Here is a 15,773-nt window from a genome sequence, read left to right on the forward strand (position 1 = left end):
GTTCATGTTTCAACGCGGTGAACAGTAATCAGGTGATAGCTTTTGGGGCAAGGGGTTGTACGAGGATTTCCGAAGGGCATGGCATGGCGAGTGGGACCAGGGGGCCGCGCGGGCCGTACCGCACCGGCATCAAAACGCGCGAGCAGATCGTGCTCGCGGCGGCCAAAACCTTCGGAGAAAAGGGATACCGGGCCGCCTCGCTCCGACAGATCGCCGCAGACGTCGGTCTGTCGCCTGCAGCCCTGCTACGTCACTTCGAACGCAAGGAGGACCTGCTCGCCGCGGTCCTCAAGTGGTGGGAAGACGAGACCGCCCACCGCGAGAACCCCGACCTCCAAGGTCTGCGCGCCATCGACCAACTGCGCACGTCGATGGCCTACCACCTCGAGCACCGCGGACTGCTGGAGCTCTTCATCACGTTGACCGCGGAGGCGGCGGCCAACCCTGAGCACCCGGCCCGGGACTTCGTCCGACGCCGCTACGCCCAGGTCGTCCGCACCAAGACCGACCAGCTCCTCCAGGCCGTGCAGACCGGTGAGATCCCGCCACTCACAGAGGCCGACGCCGAGTCGGACATCCGTGCGCTGCTCGCCGTCATGGACGGCCTCGAACTCCAGTGGCTGCTCGACCCGAACATGGATCTGGTGGGTACCTTCAACCGGTACCTCGACCACGCTTTGGCCTGTTGGAGGGCCGGCACGCGACCGATGCCCTGAGGCCCTGAGACTGAGTGGGTGTTCTGCAAGCCATCGTGTCAGGTTGTCCGGTTGAGGAGTGCGGTTGACCGCTTCAGGAAGTAGCCGCCCCTGCTCACGTCGAAACCGATGCGGTCCTCCTGACCGCATGCGGTCAGGGGTCTGCGCCACATACTCGTTCTGCGGGACTGGGGTGACGCTCTGGAGGCACAGCCCTTGAGGAGTGGATGCTCCCGGTGCTCCGCGCGTTCGGTACCCGCTTAAAGCGCAGCAGATCCTCTGCCACACCGGCGCCTGGCCGCGCCCTCCGGCCACGAGGATGACCTGCGCCAGCTCCTCAGGTGTACGTCTACGCAGGACCGCCGTCGGAGCGAGCTGACGGGGGTCCCCCCTGTCACGAGCGATCACAAGCGGGTCACCAACCCCGCGGACTCACTCATGTCACAAGACTCTGACCTGGACTTACGCGCTCGCCCTGGATCAACTGGACGCCCATGGACGGTTTCTACGACATGTGCCATGTGGGACCGGATCGCGCCGTCGCCGAGAGTGGTCCGGTCCACGATCAGCAGTGGGCCACCGCCTCCGGCCTTCCAGACCGCGCCCCGACCGCGGGAGGCCGCAAAGCGCTCCAGAGATCCCGACACCCGCCCCCACCTGACAACCAATCACCGACGCCTGAGCATCGCCGGCAAGAAAACCCTCCAGCAGGCCATCGCGACGATCGCCTTCTTCCAGGACCACCGCCTCGCAGTCACCCGCCCAGTAATCATCCCCAGGCTTCGCCGGGTCAGCGGCCCCCAACACCCCTGCGGCCCGTCCAAGACGGCCATGCGCGCCGAGGTATCACGCGTCATCTCGCTCACCGCCTGTCCCCTGCTACCAACCAAACCATCGCGGTACAACACGCCCCACTGCCACCAAGATCCGGACCATACGCGGGCCAACTCCCCACATTGAACCCGTCGGACCGGCATCCTTGCTGGTCAGAAGGCTGTACCGCCTGTACCACCAGCAGACGAAGAACCTTCTTGTTTCATACAGTCCGAAGAAGCTTGGGTTCTTCTAGAGTCTGAAGTCGGTTGAGGTCGCCGTCGATCATTACGGTGAGGATGCCGGGCAGAGCCGAGGGCTCGCCCATATCCGGGTCGTCCGCCAGCCGGCCGGTCAGGACCTTCAGCGCGTAAGGCACACCGTCTCCGAGCTGGGAAGCGGTCTCACGGACGTGCGAAGGGATCTCGACGGTCACGGCCCGGTGCTCCTTGCGGGTCGGATGGGGACACAGCCCTTCACACGGGAGGACGCAGAAGTCGACGGTAGCTCCGACGTGCCCGCTACACGCAGCGGCAGCGGTGAAGGCCGTCTGACGGGGTTGGGCAGCCGTCCTCGACCGCTCACATGAGGGCCCCCGGGAGGCCCTCACGCGCTTCAAGGACAATCATGGAGTGCCCAAAATATCGCAAGGTGGGATAATTCACTTAACTTGGGACGCGTCACCGACGCCCCCCACCAACCGTGAAAAGGCGGATCCGACCATGTCGAAGAAACCACGTTCGTCCGAGCCACCGCACGGAAAGGGCCCCAGCCGGCACCAGGGCACCGGACAGCACGGCTGGTCGCCCGATGTGGACGAGACGCGCCAGCAGGACAACCCGAGCGCCGAACGGTCCTTCCGTGCCGAGCATGCCGGCACGCCCGGTCCGGGCAGGACGAAGTCCGCCGAGGAGAAGAAGTCCGTCCCTGGTGACACGGTCCAGAGCCCGAACGCAAGCGGCGAGGAGTACGGCGACACGGACGAGAAGGGCAGGCGCGACACCGGACGCAAGGGCCGCTCCCAGCGCCCCAGCGGCACGAAGGACGCTGCCGCCAAGACCGGCGTGGACCCACAGGATCCGCCGCCCGGGCGCTGACCGGATCAACCCTCCGATCGGGCCCGGACGGCAGGCTCCTCGGCGAACGTCACCCCTGTCAGCAGATCCGCGGCAGTTGCTCCCCGATCGGCAGATCGACCACCCGCGTCCCGCCCAGGCCGGTCCGAGCCACGACCATGCCGGGATGCCCCTCGACGGCCTCACCGATGATCACGGAGTCCGCGCCCAGCGGATGGGCGCGCATCGCCCCGAGGACGGCGTCGGCGTGCTCGCGCGGGACGAAGGCCACCAGCTTGCCCTCGTTGGCGATGTACATGGGGTCCAGTCCGAGAATGGCGCAGGCGTTGGCCACGGCCGGCGGGACCGGGACGTCGCGTTCCTGGATGACCACCCCGGTGCCGGAGGCCTGCGCGATCTCGTTGAGCGAGGCCGCCAGGCCGCCTCGGGTGGGGTCGCGCAGGACGTGCAGATCCGGGGTGACGGCGAGCATGGTGTCGACCAGGCCGCCGAGCGCCGCGCAGTCGCTCTTGATCTCCACTCCGAATTCCAGTCCCTCGCGTACGCTCATGACCGCCACCCCGTGGACGCCGATGGCGCCGCTGACGATCACGACGTCGCCGGGGACGACCCGCTCAGGGCGCAGATCGACGCCCGCCGGGACGAGACCGATGCCCGCGGTGTTGATGTAGATCCCGTCGCCGTGGCCGGCCTCCACGACCTTGGTGTCGCCGGTGGCCACCTCCACGCCGGCGGTGCGCGCGGCCGCCCCCAGTGCTTCGGACACGCGCGTGACCACATCCAGCTCGACGCCCTCCTCCAGGATGAATCCGCAGGAGAGGTAGGCCGCGCGGGCGCCGCTCATGGCGAGGTCGTTGACGGTGCCGTTGACCGCCAGGTCGCCGATGCTGCCGCCGGGGAAGAACAGCGGCCGCACCACGTAGGAGTCGGTCGAGAACGCCAGCCGGGCGCCGCCCAGGGAGAGGACGGCGGCGTCACCCATCTGGGCGAGCACCTCGCCCCCGAAAGCGGGAGCGAAGATCTGCTGGACCAGTTCGGCGGAGAGCACGCCGCCGCCGCCGTGGCCCATGACGACACGCGGCCGGTCCCGCAGCGGCGCCGGACACGTCCACGCCTCGACGTCCAGGGCGGGGACGGAGAGATCGGTGGTGTCAGACAACGGGGGTCGCCTCCTGGGCCTTGGTGGCGGGCATGTCCAGCCGCCGGTAGAGGTAGTACGCGGCGCAGGCTCCCTCGCTGGAGACCATGGTGGCCCCCAGCGGTGTACGAGGCGTGCACAGAGTGCCGAAGGCCTCGCACTCGTGCGGCTTGAGCAGCCCCTGCAGGACCTCTCCGCTGCGGCACTCGGCCGGCTCCTGGGTGCGGATGCCCTCGACGGAGAAGCGGTGCTCGGCGTCGTAGGCGCGGTATTTCGGCGCCAGCCGCCAGCCGCTCTGCGGGATCACGCCGATGCCGCGCCAGGCGCGGTCGGTGACCTCGAAGACGTCCTCCAGCATGGCCCGGGCGGCCGGGTTGCCCTCCGCGCGAACGGCACGGGCGTAGGCGTTGTCGACGGTGTGCTCACCGCGTTCGAGCTGCCGGACGGTACGGCGCACGCCTTCGAGGATGTCCAGTGGCTCGAAGCCCGTCACGACGATCGGCACCCGGAAGCGCTCCGCCAGTTCCGGGTACTCCCCCATGCCCATCACGCTGCAGACATGGCCGGCCGCGAGGAAGCCCTGCACCCGGCAGCTCGGCGACGACATGATGGCCTCGATGGCCGGCGGTACACGGACGTGGGAGACCAGCATGCTGAAGTTCGGGATGCCCAGCTTCCGGGCCTGATGGACCGTCATGGCGTTGGGGGGTGCGGTCGTCTCGAAGCCGATGCCGAAGAACACCACCTCGCGGTCCGGGTTCTGCTGGGCGATCCGCAGCGCGTCGAGCGGTGAGTAGACGACGCGCACGTCACCGCCCTCTCCGCGGACCTGGAACAGGTCCCGTCCGGTACCCGGCACGCGCAGCATGTCACCGAAGGAACAGAAGATCACCTCCGGTCGTGAGGCGATCTCCAGAGCCTTGTCGATGACCTCCAGCGGAGTCACGCACACCGGACAACCGGGTCCGTGGATCAACTCGACCTTCTCCGGCAGGAGTTGGTCGATGCCGTGCCGGATGATGCTGTGCGTCTGCCCTCCGCAGACTTCCATCAGCGCCCACGGCCTGGTCACCGTGGCGTGGATGTCGTCGAGCAGCCGGCGGGCCAGTTCCGGGTCCTGGAACTCGTCGATGTACTTCACTTGCGCACCTCTTCCACCGGTTCCGAGCCCGCCGCCTCCGCCGCCGCCGTTTCCCAGGGGTCGCCGAACTCCTCCTGCAGAAGGCCGAGTTCGGCGAAAAGTTCGAGCGTCTGTCGCGCCGACTCCTCGTCCAGCCGTTGCAGGGCGAACCCCACGTGGACGATGGCGTACTCGCCGACCTGGAGGTCGGGCAGATACTCCAGGCACACCTCCTTGACCACGCCGCCGAAGTCGACGGTGGCCATCCGGGTGCCGTCCCGTTCCTCGATGTCCAGCACTCTGCCGGGTACCGCCAGGCACATGAGCCTCTCCTCGCTGTGGTCACGCGTTTGCTCAGTCGGTGGGAGTGAGTCTGGGAGTGGCGCGGGCGGCCACCATCAGTTGGCCCAGCGCCAGGCCACCGTCGTTGGGCGGCACCAGGTGGTGCCGCAGGACCGTGAAGCCGTCCTCGCGCAGGGTGGCGGCACAGGCCGAGGAGAGCAGCGTGTTGGCGAACACGCCTCCCGTCAGGGCGACCGTGTCCAGCCTGTGCCGCTCTCGGGCCCGGGCGCACATCCGGTGCACCAGGCCGGTCACGCCCCGGTGGAAACGCGCGGCGACCAGGGCCGGCTCGACGCCCGCGCGCAGGTCGCCGACGATCGCCGCGAGTACGGGTGCCGGATCGGCCCGTACTGCGCCGTCCCGGTTCTCCTCCGACGCGTGCAGGGCGAAGGCGTACGCGGTGGTGTCGTCGGCCGGCGCGTGCAGAGCCGCCCCCTCCAGTTCGACGGCGGCCTGTGCCTCGTACCCGGCTCGGTGGCACACCCCGGCGAGCGAGGACACGGCGTCGAAGAGCCGGCCCATGCTGGATGTGGGGACACAGTTCAGGCCGCGCTCCAACTGTCTTTCCAAGACGTGGAGTTCGTCGGGCGGGCAGGCGGTCGTACAGGCGAGGTCGTCGGACCAGTCGATCCCGGCCGCCCTCAGATGGGCCAGCGCCATGCGGTACGGCCGGCGCACCGCGGCGTCACCACCGGGCAGTGGAACATACGCCAGATGTCCGAACCGGGTGTAGCGGTCGTAGTCCGCGAGCAGGAACTCCCCGCCCCATACGGCGCCGTCGTCGCCGTGGCCTGTGCCGTCGAAGGCGACGCCGATCACCGGCCGGGTGCCGTCCAGTCCGTGCTCGGCCATGGCGGCGGCGATGTGCGCGTGATGGTGCTGGACACGCACGACGGGCCGGTGCGCCGCGTTCCGGTCGGCCCAGTGGGCGGAGCGGTAACCAGGATGCCGGTCGGAGACCAGGGCCTCGGGCCGCACCCCGGTAATGGACTCCAACTGCGCCACCGCGCGCTCGAAGACCCTCTGAGTGCCTACGTCGTCCATGTCGCCGATGTGCGCCGACAACCAGGCCTGCCGGTCCGCCCCGAGACAGAAGACGTTCTTCAGATCTCCGCCGACGGCGAGGGCCGGCCGCACGGGCAGCGGGAGGGAGACCGGCAACGGGGCGTAGCCACGCGAGCGGCGGATCACCAGTGGCTCCTCGTCGCAGACGCGGACCACGGAGTCGTCGCATGGGACGTGGATCGGCCGGTCGTGCGTGAGCCAGGCGTCGGCCAGGTGCGCGAGTCGCTCCAGCGCCTCGTGGTCGTCGGTGACGATGGGCTCACCGGACAGGTTGCCGCTGGTCATGACGAGCAGCCGGGGGCCGTCCGGGTCGCCGGGCAGGCCGAGCAGCAGATGGTGCACGGGCGTGTACGGCAGCATCACGCCGAGGTCGGGACTGCCGGGTGCCACGGCCTCGGCGGGCCGGGGCTCCCCGCCGGCATGCGGACGCCGCCTGAGCAGGACGACCGGCCTGGCACGGCCTTCGAGCAGGATCCGCTCCGCCGGACTCAGCCGGACGAGGTGACGGACGTCGTCCGCGGTCCTGGCCATGACGGCGAACGGCTTGTCCCCGCGCGCCTTTCGCCGGCGCAGGAGGGCCACCGCGTTCTGGTTCGAGGCATCGCAGGCCAGGTGGTAGCCGCCCAGGCCCTTCACGGCGAGGATCGCGCCCCGCGTCAGCAGTGCGCGGGCCTCGGCGACCGGGTCCGCCCCCTCGACGTTCCCGAGCCGTGCCTCCTGGGCGAGAACCAGCCGCAGACGGGGCCCGCAGGCCGGGCAGGCGACCGGCTGCGCGTGGAAGCGGCGGTCGGCCGGATCCGCGTACTCCCGGGCGCAGTCGGGGCACATCGCGAAGCCGGCCATGGTGGTGTTCGCCCGGTCGTACGGCACGCCGGTGACGATCGTGAAGCGCGGGCCGCAGTGGGTGCAGTTGACGAACGGGTGCCGGTGGCGCCGGTCCGCCGGGGAGGCCAACTCGGTGAGGCAGTCGGCACAGGTGGCGGAGTCTGGGGAGACCAGAGTGCGGGGCGGTCCGCCGGTGCGCGAGGTGAGGATGGTGAACGCGGAGCCGCCGACGGGAGGCATCTCCCGGTGGTGGACGGACTCCACGTGGGCCAGCGGCGGCGCCTGGGTGGCGATCAGGTCGCAGAACCGGGCCACGGCCGAGGCGCTGCCCTCGACCTCCGCGACAACGCCCTCCGGGGTGTTGGTCACGTGTCCGGCCAGGGCGAGTTCGGTGGCGAGGCCGTAGAGGTAGGGCCTGAAGCCCACGCCCTGCACCACTCCCCGGACGGTGACCCGGCGGCGTCGTGGCGCGCTCTCGGCGAGGGCGGTCGGAGCCTGCGGACCGCTCACGAGTGGGTGTGGGCCATGGTGCCGGTGGCCTCCGGGTGCGCGTGCGTATGACCGTGGTGATGAGGCTGCCGGGCCATGACCGGTGAGTGGACGGGTGTGCCGTCCACGGCGGCCAGCGCCCGGTCGAGCAGCGCGCCTACTCCCTGCCCCCGGCGTGCCGACGTCAGGATCACCTCGACTCCGGGGTTGACCTGCTCCACATTCGCGCGGAAGGCCGCCTCGTCGAACTCGACGGCCTCCGCGATGTCGGTCTTGGTGACCACCACGAGGTGGGCGAGGCCGAAGGCGGTGGGGTACTTGAGCGGCTTGTCCTCGCCCTCCGTCACGGAGGCGAGGGTGACTCTCAGTGTCTCCCCCAGGTCGTAGGAGGCCGGGCAGACCAGGTTGCCGACGTTCTCCACGAACAGCAGCCGGGTGTCGTCGGGCAGCCACCCGTCCAGGTGCCCGGCGAGCATGCCCGCCTCCAGATGGCACAGTCCGTCGGTGAGTACCTGCTTGACGGGGACCCCCGAACGCGCCAGCCGGGCCGCGTCGTTCTCGGTGGCCAGATCGGCGGTCAGCGCCGCGACGGGAACGGCCCGCTCCCGTGCCCGCAGCAGTTCGCGCTCCAGCAGCGCCGTCTTGCCGCTGCCCGGACTGGACAGCAGGTTGACGACCGCGATGCCTCGAGCCGCAAGATTCGTGCGCAGTTCGTGGGCGCTCGCGTCGTTCTTCGCGAGTACGGCCTGCCGCAGGTCGACGACACGACACATGGTTCAGCGCTCCTCGGAGATCGGTTCGCGGGTGGGCGTGTGTGTGGGGCCGCCGTCTTCCCAGTACACGTCGAGGATCTGCAGTTCCCGGCCGGCGAGCAGGTCGGTACACGCCTTACCGCACTCGGGGCAGGTCAGCCGGGGTGGCATGCCGACGGCCCAGTCGAGCGCACAGGGTTGGCAGCAGGCCCGCCCCGGTACCGCCTCGGTGATCAGTTCGGCGCCTTCCAGCAGGGTTCCGGCGCAGGCCAGTTCGAAGGAGAAGGCGAGCGCATCGGGTACGACGCCGGCCAGTTCGCCCACCTGGAGCCGTACCGATCGCACCGCCGTGACGTCACCCGCCCGCGCGGCGGCCTCTTCCACCTGTTCGACGACGGCCAGTGCGACGGACATCTCGTGCATGGTTTCCGTCCTTCCGTCCGCGGCTGCCTCCGGTCGGCCTTCATTAGAGGCGCGCGCGGCCGGGTCGCACGGCCCGGCACGCCGTGGCCGGCCGGCGGGTACGCCGTTCGACGCAACCGCGCGGCACAGCGGCGGCGGCCACGATTCACATCCGTCTGATGCGCAGGTAGCGCCTCAGGTCGGGAAGTACCTCGACGACGACAGCGACCAGGGCGGCGACGGCCGCTCCGCCGATGACGATCTTCTTCATCCCGTCTCTCCTCATGTCGGAGCCTCAGCGGTTGAGGCCTGCGCCACGGACGGCTCGCCGTCCCGCAGCAGCTTTTCGATCAGCCGGACGGCCTTTGGTACGGCGTCGGACACCGGCGGGCTGAGGCCGATGCCCTCGTCCACCGAGGCTGGTTCGCATCCCACGACCAGGACGCGGCGTGGTGGCTCGCCGCCGGTCCCGGCGCACAGGGTGCCCAGCAGTGCCAGGACGGTGTCGGGGGTCATCCGGTGGCCGTCCAGCGCGGGGGCGGCGGGTGAAGGGCTTCCTCCGCCGACGTCGTGCTCGATCACGTACAGCGTGCCGGGGGCTTCGCCGCGTGCCGTGGCGTCCACGAGGACGAGGGTGTCGTAGCCGTCCAGCAGCTGATAGGCGAGGTGCACCCCGCGCACTCCGATGTCCACGACCTCGATGTGTCCGGGCAGGTCGTGCTCGGCGAGCCGGCGTGCGGTCTCCACGCCGAAGCCGTCGTCTCCGAGGAAGACGTTGCCGATGCCCGCCACGAGCGTCCTTGGACCTGGCTGTGGGAGGAGGTTCATACGTCGTCCTCCAGCGGTGTGACCTCGTCGGGCTGGAAGTACAGGAACCGTCCCTGCTCGCGGCGGACGTCGGCGCCCGGGTCGCCCTCCACGGTGACCGCCAGGTGCACCCCTCCGTCCACGTCGTGCAGCACCGCCTCGACCTTCGCGGTGCGGCCCCGCAGGAAGATGTCCTGCGCGTCGGTGCGCCGCAGGCCCGGGTGCAGCTCGACGCGGCTGCCCTGGCCCACCGACCGGCCGTCCACGACGACCCGGTCCTGCGCCGGGTCGAAGCCCGCCTCGCTCGCGGGGTCCCACCAGGGGGTGTCCGGTCGCGTCACCCCGAATTCGTCGGGGAAGCCGTCCGGGGCGCCGGGGCCGGGACAGGTCACCTCGCGCAGGCTCCGCACCGCCCCGTGCAGACGCTCCAGAACCTCGGGCGGCATCGAGTCCGCCAGCTCGATCACGGCGGCCGCCCGCTCGTCCGTACCCCGGGCCTCGCGTTTCTCCTCGTCGGTGAGGGCCGCGGTGCGCAGCGCGAGGATCTCGTCGATCTCGGTGGCGTCGTAGAGCGCGCCGGGACTTTCCGGCGCGATGGCCGGATGGTCCTGCAGGATGATCGGCGAGGACAGCACGAGGTCGGCGCGGCCGGGTTCGCCGGCGAGTACGGGCCAGGTGTGCAGGTTGCGGCAGGCGGCGACCGCGCCCTTCGCCCACTCGGGGGGATCGGTCATCGACAGGAACGATCCGGCGCTGAGGGCCATGAGCAGGTGGGTGGCCACCAGGGAGTGCGGCAGCGCCGCCTCCCGGTCCGAGCCGCGGCCCTCGGGCGGTGTCCAGTCGCTGGTGTTCTCGACGACGGCGGTCAGCCGCATGGTCCGGTAGGGGCCGTCGAGTTCGCGGGCGGAGAGCCGTACGGCCCCGCTGATCTCCTCGCAGCGCCGGACCAGTCGGCCGACGGCGCGGCCGGCCTCGTCCACGACCGGCTCGGTGTCCTCGCGGGCGGGAAGCCGGAAGGGATGGGTGACGCCCTCGCCGAGGAGCTCGTCCACCGGCGCGACCACCTCGACGCGCTCCTCGCTTCCCTCGTCCCAGGGCACCAACACCCGGTCCTCGAGGCGGAGTTCGGGCACCGTGTCGAAGCCGCCGTCCGGACGGACCCGCTGCACCGTGCGCCGTCGGGCGTGCAGGAAGCGCACCTCGACCGCGAGGGTCGCCCCCGCCTTCGGTTCCATCAGGCATTCGGTGTGCTGGAAGTCGTGCTCCTCGCACTCGGTGCCCCAGCCGGGCGGCACGAGCACACCGAACTGCCAGCGCAGCCGGTTCTTGGCCGCCGAGGCGCGGTACGGGTAGAGCACATAGCCCTCGAAGAGGACGGCGTCGGCCACCTGCCGGGCGAGAACGAAGCGCTCCTCGGTCTCGGGGGCGAACGCGGTCACGGTCACGGATCGGTCCTTCCGGTGGTGGCGGTGAGGGCGCGCAGCGGGTCGGGCGCGGGCGGGTCGGCACCCTCCAGCAGCGCCGCGAGGGTCGCCTCCCAGGAGGGCAGGGCGTGCCGGGAGCGGTAGGCGAGGAGGGCGTCCATGGTCTCGCGGGGCAGCCGGATCCAGCCGCAGCCGGGGAAGTGCTGCTCGACCATCTCCCGCCAGGCGGTGACGGGCATCCGGAAGGTCGCCTCGCGGTCCCACGGGACGGGCTCCACCTGGAAGCCGCCGGTTCCGGTGAACGCCGTACCGGAGAAGAGCATCAGCAGAGGGACCTCGCCGTCGGTGAGGGCGGTGAGGTAGCGGGTGGCGGCGATCTCCAAGTCGTAGGTGCAGGGCACGACGAGGTCGGTCTCGATCTCTCCGGTGAAGCTCGGGACCATGACCGAGACCTGGGCGAACTGCACCGGCTGGAGCGTGCTGCCCCAGCGTGAGCGCTCGCCGAAGAGGTCCGCGAGGCCGTCGGCCTCGGCGGGCGCGTAACCCCGGCGGGCGGGTTCGATGCGGATCTGGCAGCGCAACGCGAGGGCGTGCACGCGCGCGTTGTCGGCGGCGGTGACACGAAGCCGGAAGACGAGGGTGGGTCCGGCGGCGTACCGGTCGGCACGGACGCCGGTGCAGGCGAAGGAGAACTCGGTCACGGGTGACCCACCTCGCCCAGGGGCCGGACGCGTCGCGCGACGTCCGCGAAGAACGCGTCCAGCGCGGCGCGGGCCTCGGCTCCGCCGTCGAAGCCCTGCCACAACAGGCGCATACGGCCGACGAGTTCGTAGCAGATGTCGATCGGTACGAGGTGGCACTCGAAGCGGCCGTCGGTGCGGCGCAGCAGCAGCGCCTCCACGTCGGGTTCGAGCAGTTCGGCGAGGCGGCTGCCACCGAGGACATCCGTCCACGTGGCCGGTTCGAGTTCGCTCTCGGTGGCTCCGGCCGGGCTCGGGTAGAGGGCGACCAGCCGGTCGAGCGCCGCGTTGCGGAAGAGGAAGGCGACGCCGACCGGGATCTGCAGCGCCTCCCACGCGCTCTCGTCGAGACGGTGTCCGGGGTCGGTGAGGTAGCGGGCCGGGACCGTACGGAAGCGGCCCGCGGCGGCGCCCGGCTGCTCCATCAGCAGTGCGCACGGGGCGCAGGCGCAGACGAGGGCGCGTTTCTCGGTGTCGACGAGATGACGGTGGCCCGCCTCCACGGCCACGGCGCACAGCTCACACCGTTCGGGCTGCGGAAGCCTCTCGGTGAGGAACCTCCGCAGGCCGGGCGTGCGCGTCGCCGGGGACGCCGTCATCGGGCCCCCGTCGGTGCCGTGCCGATCTGGAGGAGCGTCGGCCCCGCGGGAGCGGTCTGTACGTCGACCGCCCTTACCTCCGGCGCGAAGCAGGCGAGCGCTGCCTCCGCGGCCTCCCGGGCACCGGTGCCTGAGCCACAACCGCAGCCGTCGGCCTCCCGGGCCCGCAGCGTCAGGGTGCCGCTCTCGTCGTCGAAGCCGACCACCTCCAGGGTGTGCTCCCGGATCCCGTCGAGGGCGCGGGCGATGCGGGTGTCGCGGTCCTCGGGGTGCAGGTCGTGCAGGACGAGCAGGCTCGCGACCAGGTCGTCGTCCAGGAGGCGTGCCGCTGCTTCGCCTGGAGCGCCGGACAGCAGGTGGAGGATGCGGGCGAGGCCGGCACCGTAGAAGTCCATGAGAGAGCGGACGAGTTCCTCCGCGGCCGTGGCGGCGGCCGTGTCGCCGCTCTCGGCCAGCCTGTCGAGGACCTCCTCGACACGGCGCCCGGTCTGCTCCGCGGAGCTGACCGCGCTCATCCGCCCAGTCCGCTCAGTCCGGTGGGCACGTGCATCGACTTCACCGTCTTGCCGCCCCCGACGTACATGTGGACGCCACAGGGCAGACAGGGGTCGAAGCTGCGGACGGCGCGCATGATGTCGATGCCCTTGAAGTTCTCCGGGGTGTTCTCCTCGAAGATGGGCGTGTTCTGCACGGCGTCCTCGTACGGGCCGGGCGTGCCGTAGGTGTCCCGGACGCTGGCGTTCCAGGGGGTCGGCGGGTACGGGTGGTAGTTGGCGATCTTGCCGTCCCGGATCACCATGTGGTGGGAGAGGACACCGCGGACCGCCTCGGTGAAGCCGACGCCGATGCTCTCGTCCGGTACCTCGAACTTCTCCCAGGTCTGGGTGCGTCCGGCGCGGACCTCCGCCAGTCCCTTCTCCGCGAAGTGCAGGGCGACGGCGGCGGAGTACGCCTGGAAGTACGTGCGGGCGCGGTTGCGCTCCAGCGCGTTGGACCACTTCGGGATCTTCCACTCGAAGGTGGTCTCCGGCTTGGTCATGGTGCGGGGCAGGTTGATGACCACGCTCTGGCCGGTGGCCTTGACGTACCCGATGTCGACGAGACCGGACAGGGCGGTCGACCACAGGCGCGCGATGGGGCCGCCACCGGTGTCCAGGGCGAGGTGGTCCTTGCCGTCGAACCAGCGCGGGGACATGACCCAGCTGTACTTGTCGTCGAAGTTCCGCTTCTGCGGGGTGGGGATGGTGTGCTGGTTCCACGGGTGGCGCGGGTCCACCGGGTTGCCGAGCGGGTCATGGGTGACGAACTGCTCCTGGCCCTGCCAGTCCTCGTAGTAGGAGCTGCCCAGCAGGATGCGGATGCCGAGGTTGATCTCGGTGAGGTCGTTGGTGACGAGCTTGCCGTCGACGATGATGCCGGGCGTGACGAACATGCGCCGGCCCCAGTCGGTCATGTTGGCGTAGGTGAAGTCGCAGTACTCGGGGTCGTTGAGCGCGCCCCAGCAGCCGAGCAGGACACGTCGGCGGCCCACTTCCTCGTACCCGGGCAGCGCCTCGTAGAAGAAGTCGAACAGGTCGTCGTGGAGGGGCACGACGCGCTTCATGAACTCCACGTAGCGCATCAGCCGGCTGAGGTAGTCCGTGAAGAGCTGCACGGAGGCGATGGTGCCGACGCCGCCCGGGTAGAGCGTGGAGGGGTGCACATGGCGGCCCTCCATCAGGCAGAACATCTCGCGCGTGTAGCGGCTGACCTGGAGGGCCTCGCGGTAGAACTCGCCCTCGAGGGGGTTGAGCGAGCGCATGATGTCGGCGATCGTGCGGTAGCCGTGCTCCGCGGCGTGCGGGGCCTCGGTGCGCTCGGCGAGTTCGAGGACGCCGGGGTTGGTCTCCTTGACCATCTTCTCGCAGTAGTCGACCCCGACCAGGTTCTCCTGGAAGATGTTGTGGTCGAACATGTACTCCGCGGACTCGCCGAGGTTGATGATCCACTCGCCGAGGTGCGGGGGCTTCACGCCGTACGCCATGTTCTGCGCGTACACCGAGCAGGTGGCGTGGTTGTCGCCGCAGATGCCGCAGATGCGGCTGGTGATGAAGTGGGCGTCGCGGGGGTCCTTGCCGCGCATGAAGACGCTGTAACCGCGGAAGACCGACGACGTGCTGTAGCACTCCGCGACCCGCTTCTGCTTGAAGTCGATCTTCGTGTGGATGCCCAGGCTGCCCACGATCCGGGTGATCGGGTCCCAGGCCATCTCCACCAGGCCGCTGCCGTCGCCGGCCGCCTTCGTCGTCGGTGCCATCTGTGTGCCGTGCCCTTCGTTGCGCGGGAGGTTCGTGTGGGGGGTGCACGAAGCGGGGAGCGGATTACTTGCGGCGGATACTCACCACGGGGGTCGGTATCCGGTGGTGATCTTGTCTCCGGTGCTGCGCCACTTGGGCTCCTTGTCCACCGTCTTGGCCGTGATCGACCGCAGCTTGCGGACCACGGCGCCGTACGCGCCGCTGGCGTTGCTCGACACCTTGGCGCCGGGGGGCTCGTCCATGAACGGCATGAACTTGTCGGGGAAGCCGGGCATGGTGCAGGCGATGCAGATGCCGCCGACGTTGGGGCAGCCGCCGATCCCGTTCATCCAGCCGCGCTTGGGGACGTTGCACTTGACGACCGGGCCCCAGCAGCCGAGCTTGACCAGGCACGTCGGCGAGTCGTACGACAGGGCGAACTGGCCCTGCTCGTAGTAGCCCGCACGGTCGCAGCCCTCGTGCACGGTGGCCCCGAACAGCCAGGTGGGGCGCAGTTTGTCGTCCAGCGGGATCATCGGGGCGGCGCCGGCCGCCTGGTAGAGCAGGTAGGTGAGCGTCTCGGAGAAGTTGTCGGGCTGGATCGGACAGCCGGGGACGCACACGATGGGGATGCCGGCGTGGGACTTCCAGTCCCAGCCGAGGTAGTCCGGCACGCCCATCGCGCCGGTCGGGTTGCCCGCCATGGCGTGGATGCCGCCGTAGGTGGCGCAGGTGCCGATGGCGACGACCGCCAGTGCCTTCGGGGCGAGCCGGTCGATCCACTCGCTGGTGGTGATCGGCTGGCCGGTCTCCGGGTTGTCGCCGAAGCCGCACCAATAGCCCTCGGGCTTGATCGCCTCATTCGGGATGGAGCCCTCGACGACCAGGACGAACGGGTCGATCTCGCCCCGCTCCCCCTTGAAGAACCACTCGATGAACGTGTCCGACCCGCCGACCGGACCGCACTCGAAGTCGATGAGCGGCCAGTGGACGGCGATCTTCGGAAGGCCTGGCAGCACACCGAGCACGATCTCCTCGATGCTGGGCTGCATGGCCGCCGTCAACGCGACCGAGTCACCGTCGCAGCTCAGGCCCGCGTTGATCCAGAGAATGTGGATCGTGGGTGTCTCGTCGGCGGGCGCGCCGCTCGCGTCCGCAGCGCCGACCGTGTCCGGCGTCGCCTCAGTCATGGGACCCTCCTGGGGAGGTA

General features: G+C 70.1%; 17 protein-coding genes. 2 read left to right on the forward strand and 15 right to left on the reverse strand.

From position 1 onward, the window contains the following. Positions 1–83: 83 nt before the first annotated feature. Positions 84–716, forward strand: a complete 633-nt coding sequence (locus tag RNB18_RS30025) for a TetR/AcrR family transcriptional regulator (protein ID WP_266404931.1) — start codon at positions 84–86, stop codon at positions 714–716. A 1,015-nt stretch (positions 717–1,731) separates the two neighbouring features. Here RNB18_RS30025 and RNB18_RS30030 read toward each other — a convergent pair. Then, complete coding sequence (locus RNB18_RS30030) at positions 1,732–1,944, reverse strand: hypothetical protein (RefSeq protein ID WP_311717250.1); 213 nt, start codon at positions 1,942–1,944, stop codon at positions 1,732–1,734. Positions 1,945–2,230: 286 nt separating this feature from the next. Between RNB18_RS30030 and RNB18_RS30035 the strand changes: the two genes are divergently transcribed. Continuing rightward, positions 2,231–2,605 (forward strand): hypothetical protein, encoded by a 375-nt coding sequence (locus RNB18_RS30035; protein ID WP_311717251.1) that lies wholly within the window; start codon positions 2,231–2,233, stop codon positions 2,603–2,605. 58 nt (positions 2,606–2,663) lie between these two features. On the opposite strand, the gene hypE is transcribed toward RNB18_RS30035, so the two are convergent. From hypE to RNB18_RS30100, 14 genes are all read right to left on the reverse strand, one after another. Further along, positions 2,664–3,743, reverse strand: coding sequence for a hydrogenase expression/formation protein HypE (gene hypE / locus RNB18_RS30040; protein WP_311717252.1), 1,080 nt, complete (start codon positions 3,741–3,743; stop codon positions 2,664–2,666). Continuing rightward, positions 3,736–4,863 (reverse strand): hydrogenase formation protein HypD, encoded by a 1,128-nt coding sequence (gene hypD / locus RNB18_RS30045; RefSeq protein WP_311717253.1) that lies wholly within the window; start codon positions 4,861–4,863, stop codon positions 3,736–3,738. Before hypD ends, hypE begins: the two co-directional genes overlap by 8 nt. Further along, positions 4,860–5,165 (reverse strand): HypC/HybG/HupF family hydrogenase formation chaperone, encoded by a 306-nt coding sequence (locus RNB18_RS30050; protein WP_311717254.1) that lies wholly within the window; start codon positions 5,163–5,165, stop codon positions 4,860–4,862. The genes hypD and RNB18_RS30050 overlap by 4 nt, the downstream gene beginning before the upstream one ends. Positions 5,166–5,196: 31 nt before the next feature. Beyond that, entirely contained in the window at positions 5,197–7,584 is a 2,388-nt protein-coding gene (gene hypF / locus RNB18_RS30055) for a carbamoyltransferase HypF (protein WP_311717255.1), read from the reverse strand. Beyond that, positions 7,581–8,336 carry a hydrogenase nickel incorporation protein HypB gene (gene hypB, locus RNB18_RS30060; RefSeq protein ID WP_311717256.1) on the reverse strand — a complete coding sequence of 252 codons (756 nt, stop codon included), beginning with the start codon at positions 8,334–8,336 and terminating at the stop codon, positions 7,581–7,583. The genes hypF and hypB overlap by 4 nt, the downstream gene beginning before the upstream one ends. Before the next feature lie 3 nt (positions 8,337–8,339). After that, the gene (locus RNB18_RS30065) at positions 8,340–8,738 is read right to left on the reverse strand and encodes a hydrogenase maturation nickel metallochaperone HypA/HybF (protein ID WP_311717257.1); all 399 of its coding nucleotides are present in this window, start codon (positions 8,736–8,738) and stop codon (positions 8,340–8,342) included. A 145-nt stretch (positions 8,739–8,883) separates the two neighbouring features. Then, a complete protein-coding gene (locus RNB18_RS53805) occupies positions 8,884–8,988 on the reverse strand; it encodes a DUF6893 family small protein (protein ID WP_394817694.1) in 105 nt (34 codons plus the stop codon). An 11-nt stretch (positions 8,989–8,999) separates the two neighbouring features. Beyond that, positions 9,000–9,545 carry a hydrogenase maturation protease gene (locus tag RNB18_RS30070; RefSeq protein ID WP_311717258.1) on the reverse strand — a complete coding sequence of 182 codons (546 nt, stop codon included), beginning with the start codon at positions 9,543–9,545 and terminating at the stop codon, positions 9,000–9,002. Further along, positions 9,542–10,969: a hypothetical protein gene (locus tag RNB18_RS30075; RefSeq protein WP_311717259.1), complete on the reverse strand. Its 1,428-nt coding sequence runs from the start codon at positions 10,967–10,969 to the stop codon at positions 9,542–9,544. The genes RNB18_RS30070 and RNB18_RS30075 overlap by 4 nt, the downstream gene beginning before the upstream one ends. Continuing rightward, on the reverse strand, positions 10,966–11,649 hold the full coding sequence (locus RNB18_RS30080; RefSeq protein ID WP_311717260.1) for a DUF6084 family protein: 684 nt from the start codon (positions 11,647–11,649) through the stop codon (positions 10,966–10,968). The genes RNB18_RS30075 and RNB18_RS30080 overlap by 4 nt, the downstream gene beginning before the upstream one ends. Continuing rightward, positions 11,646–12,287 (reverse strand): DUF5947 family protein, encoded by a 642-nt coding sequence (locus RNB18_RS30085; RefSeq protein WP_311717261.1) that lies wholly within the window; start codon positions 12,285–12,287, stop codon positions 11,646–11,648. Before RNB18_RS30085 ends, RNB18_RS30080 begins: the two co-directional genes overlap by 4 nt. Next, the gene (locus RNB18_RS30090) at positions 12,284–12,802 is read right to left on the reverse strand and encodes a hypothetical protein (protein ID WP_311717262.1); all 519 of its coding nucleotides are present in this window, start codon (positions 12,800–12,802) and stop codon (positions 12,284–12,286) included. The genes RNB18_RS30085 and RNB18_RS30090 overlap by 4 nt, the downstream gene beginning before the upstream one ends. Continuing rightward, on the reverse strand, positions 12,799–14,583 hold the full coding sequence (locus RNB18_RS30095; protein WP_057610712.1) for a nickel-dependent hydrogenase large subunit: 1,785 nt from the start codon (positions 14,581–14,583) through the stop codon (positions 12,799–12,801). The genes RNB18_RS30090 and RNB18_RS30095 overlap by 4 nt, the downstream gene beginning before the upstream one ends. Before the next feature lie 81 nt (positions 14,584–14,664). Beyond that, positions 14,665–15,753, reverse strand: a complete 1,089-nt coding sequence (locus RNB18_RS30100; RefSeq protein ID WP_311717263.1) for an NADH-quinone oxidoreductase subunit B family protein — start codon at positions 15,751–15,753, stop codon at positions 14,665–14,667. Positions 15,754–15,773 lie beyond the last annotated feature (20 nt).

The sequence above is a fragment of the Streptomyces doebereineriae genome, from assembly GCF_031845645.1.
In the GTDB taxonomy this organism is placed as follows: Bacteria; Actinomycetota; Actinomycetes; order Streptomycetales; family Streptomycetaceae; genus Streptomyces; species Streptomyces canus.

Bases quoted from the DNA above. Each gene is read 5' to 3' on its own strand.
- hypB (WP_311717256.1), bottom strand. From the start codon at position 8,336: ATGTGTCGTGTCGTCGACCTGCGGCAGGCCGTACTCGCGAAGAACGAC.
- RNB18_RS30070 (WP_311717258.1), bottom strand. From the start codon at position 9,545: ATGAACCTCCTCCCACAGCCAGGTCCAAGGACGCTCGTGGCGGGCATC.
- RNB18_RS30025 (WP_266404931.1), top strand. From the start codon at position 84: ATGGCGAGTGGGACCAGGGGGCCGCGCGGGCCGTACCGCACCGGCATC.
- RNB18_RS30100 (WP_311717263.1), bottom strand. From the start codon at position 15,753: ATGACTGAGGCGACGCCGGACACGGTCGGCGCTGCGGACGCGAGCGGC.
- RNB18_RS53805 (WP_394817694.1), bottom strand. From the start codon at position 8,988: ATGAAGAAGATCGTCATCGGCGGAGCGGCCGTCGCCGCCCTGGTCGCT.
- RNB18_RS30095 (WP_057610712.1), bottom strand. From the start codon at position 14,583: ATGGCACCGACGACGAAGGCGGCCGGCGACGGCAGCGGCCTGGTGGAG.
- RNB18_RS30090 (WP_311717262.1), bottom strand. From the start codon at position 12,802: ATGAGCGCGGTCAGCTCCGCGGAGCAGACCGGGCGCCGTGTCGAGGAG.
- RNB18_RS30065 (WP_311717257.1), bottom strand. From the start codon at position 8,738: ATGCACGAGATGTCCGTCGCACTGGCCGTCGTCGAACAGGTGGAAGAG.
- RNB18_RS30035 (WP_311717251.1), top strand. From the start codon at position 2,231: ATGTCGAAGAAACCACGTTCGTCCGAGCCACCGCACGGAAAGGGCCCC.
- RNB18_RS30085 (WP_311717261.1), bottom strand. From the start codon at position 12,287: ATGACGGCGTCCCCGGCGACGCGCACGCCCGGCCTGCGGAGGTTCCTC.
- RNB18_RS30050 (WP_311717254.1), bottom strand. From the start codon at position 5,165: ATGTGCCTGGCGGTACCCGGCAGAGTGCTGGACATCGAGGAACGGGAC.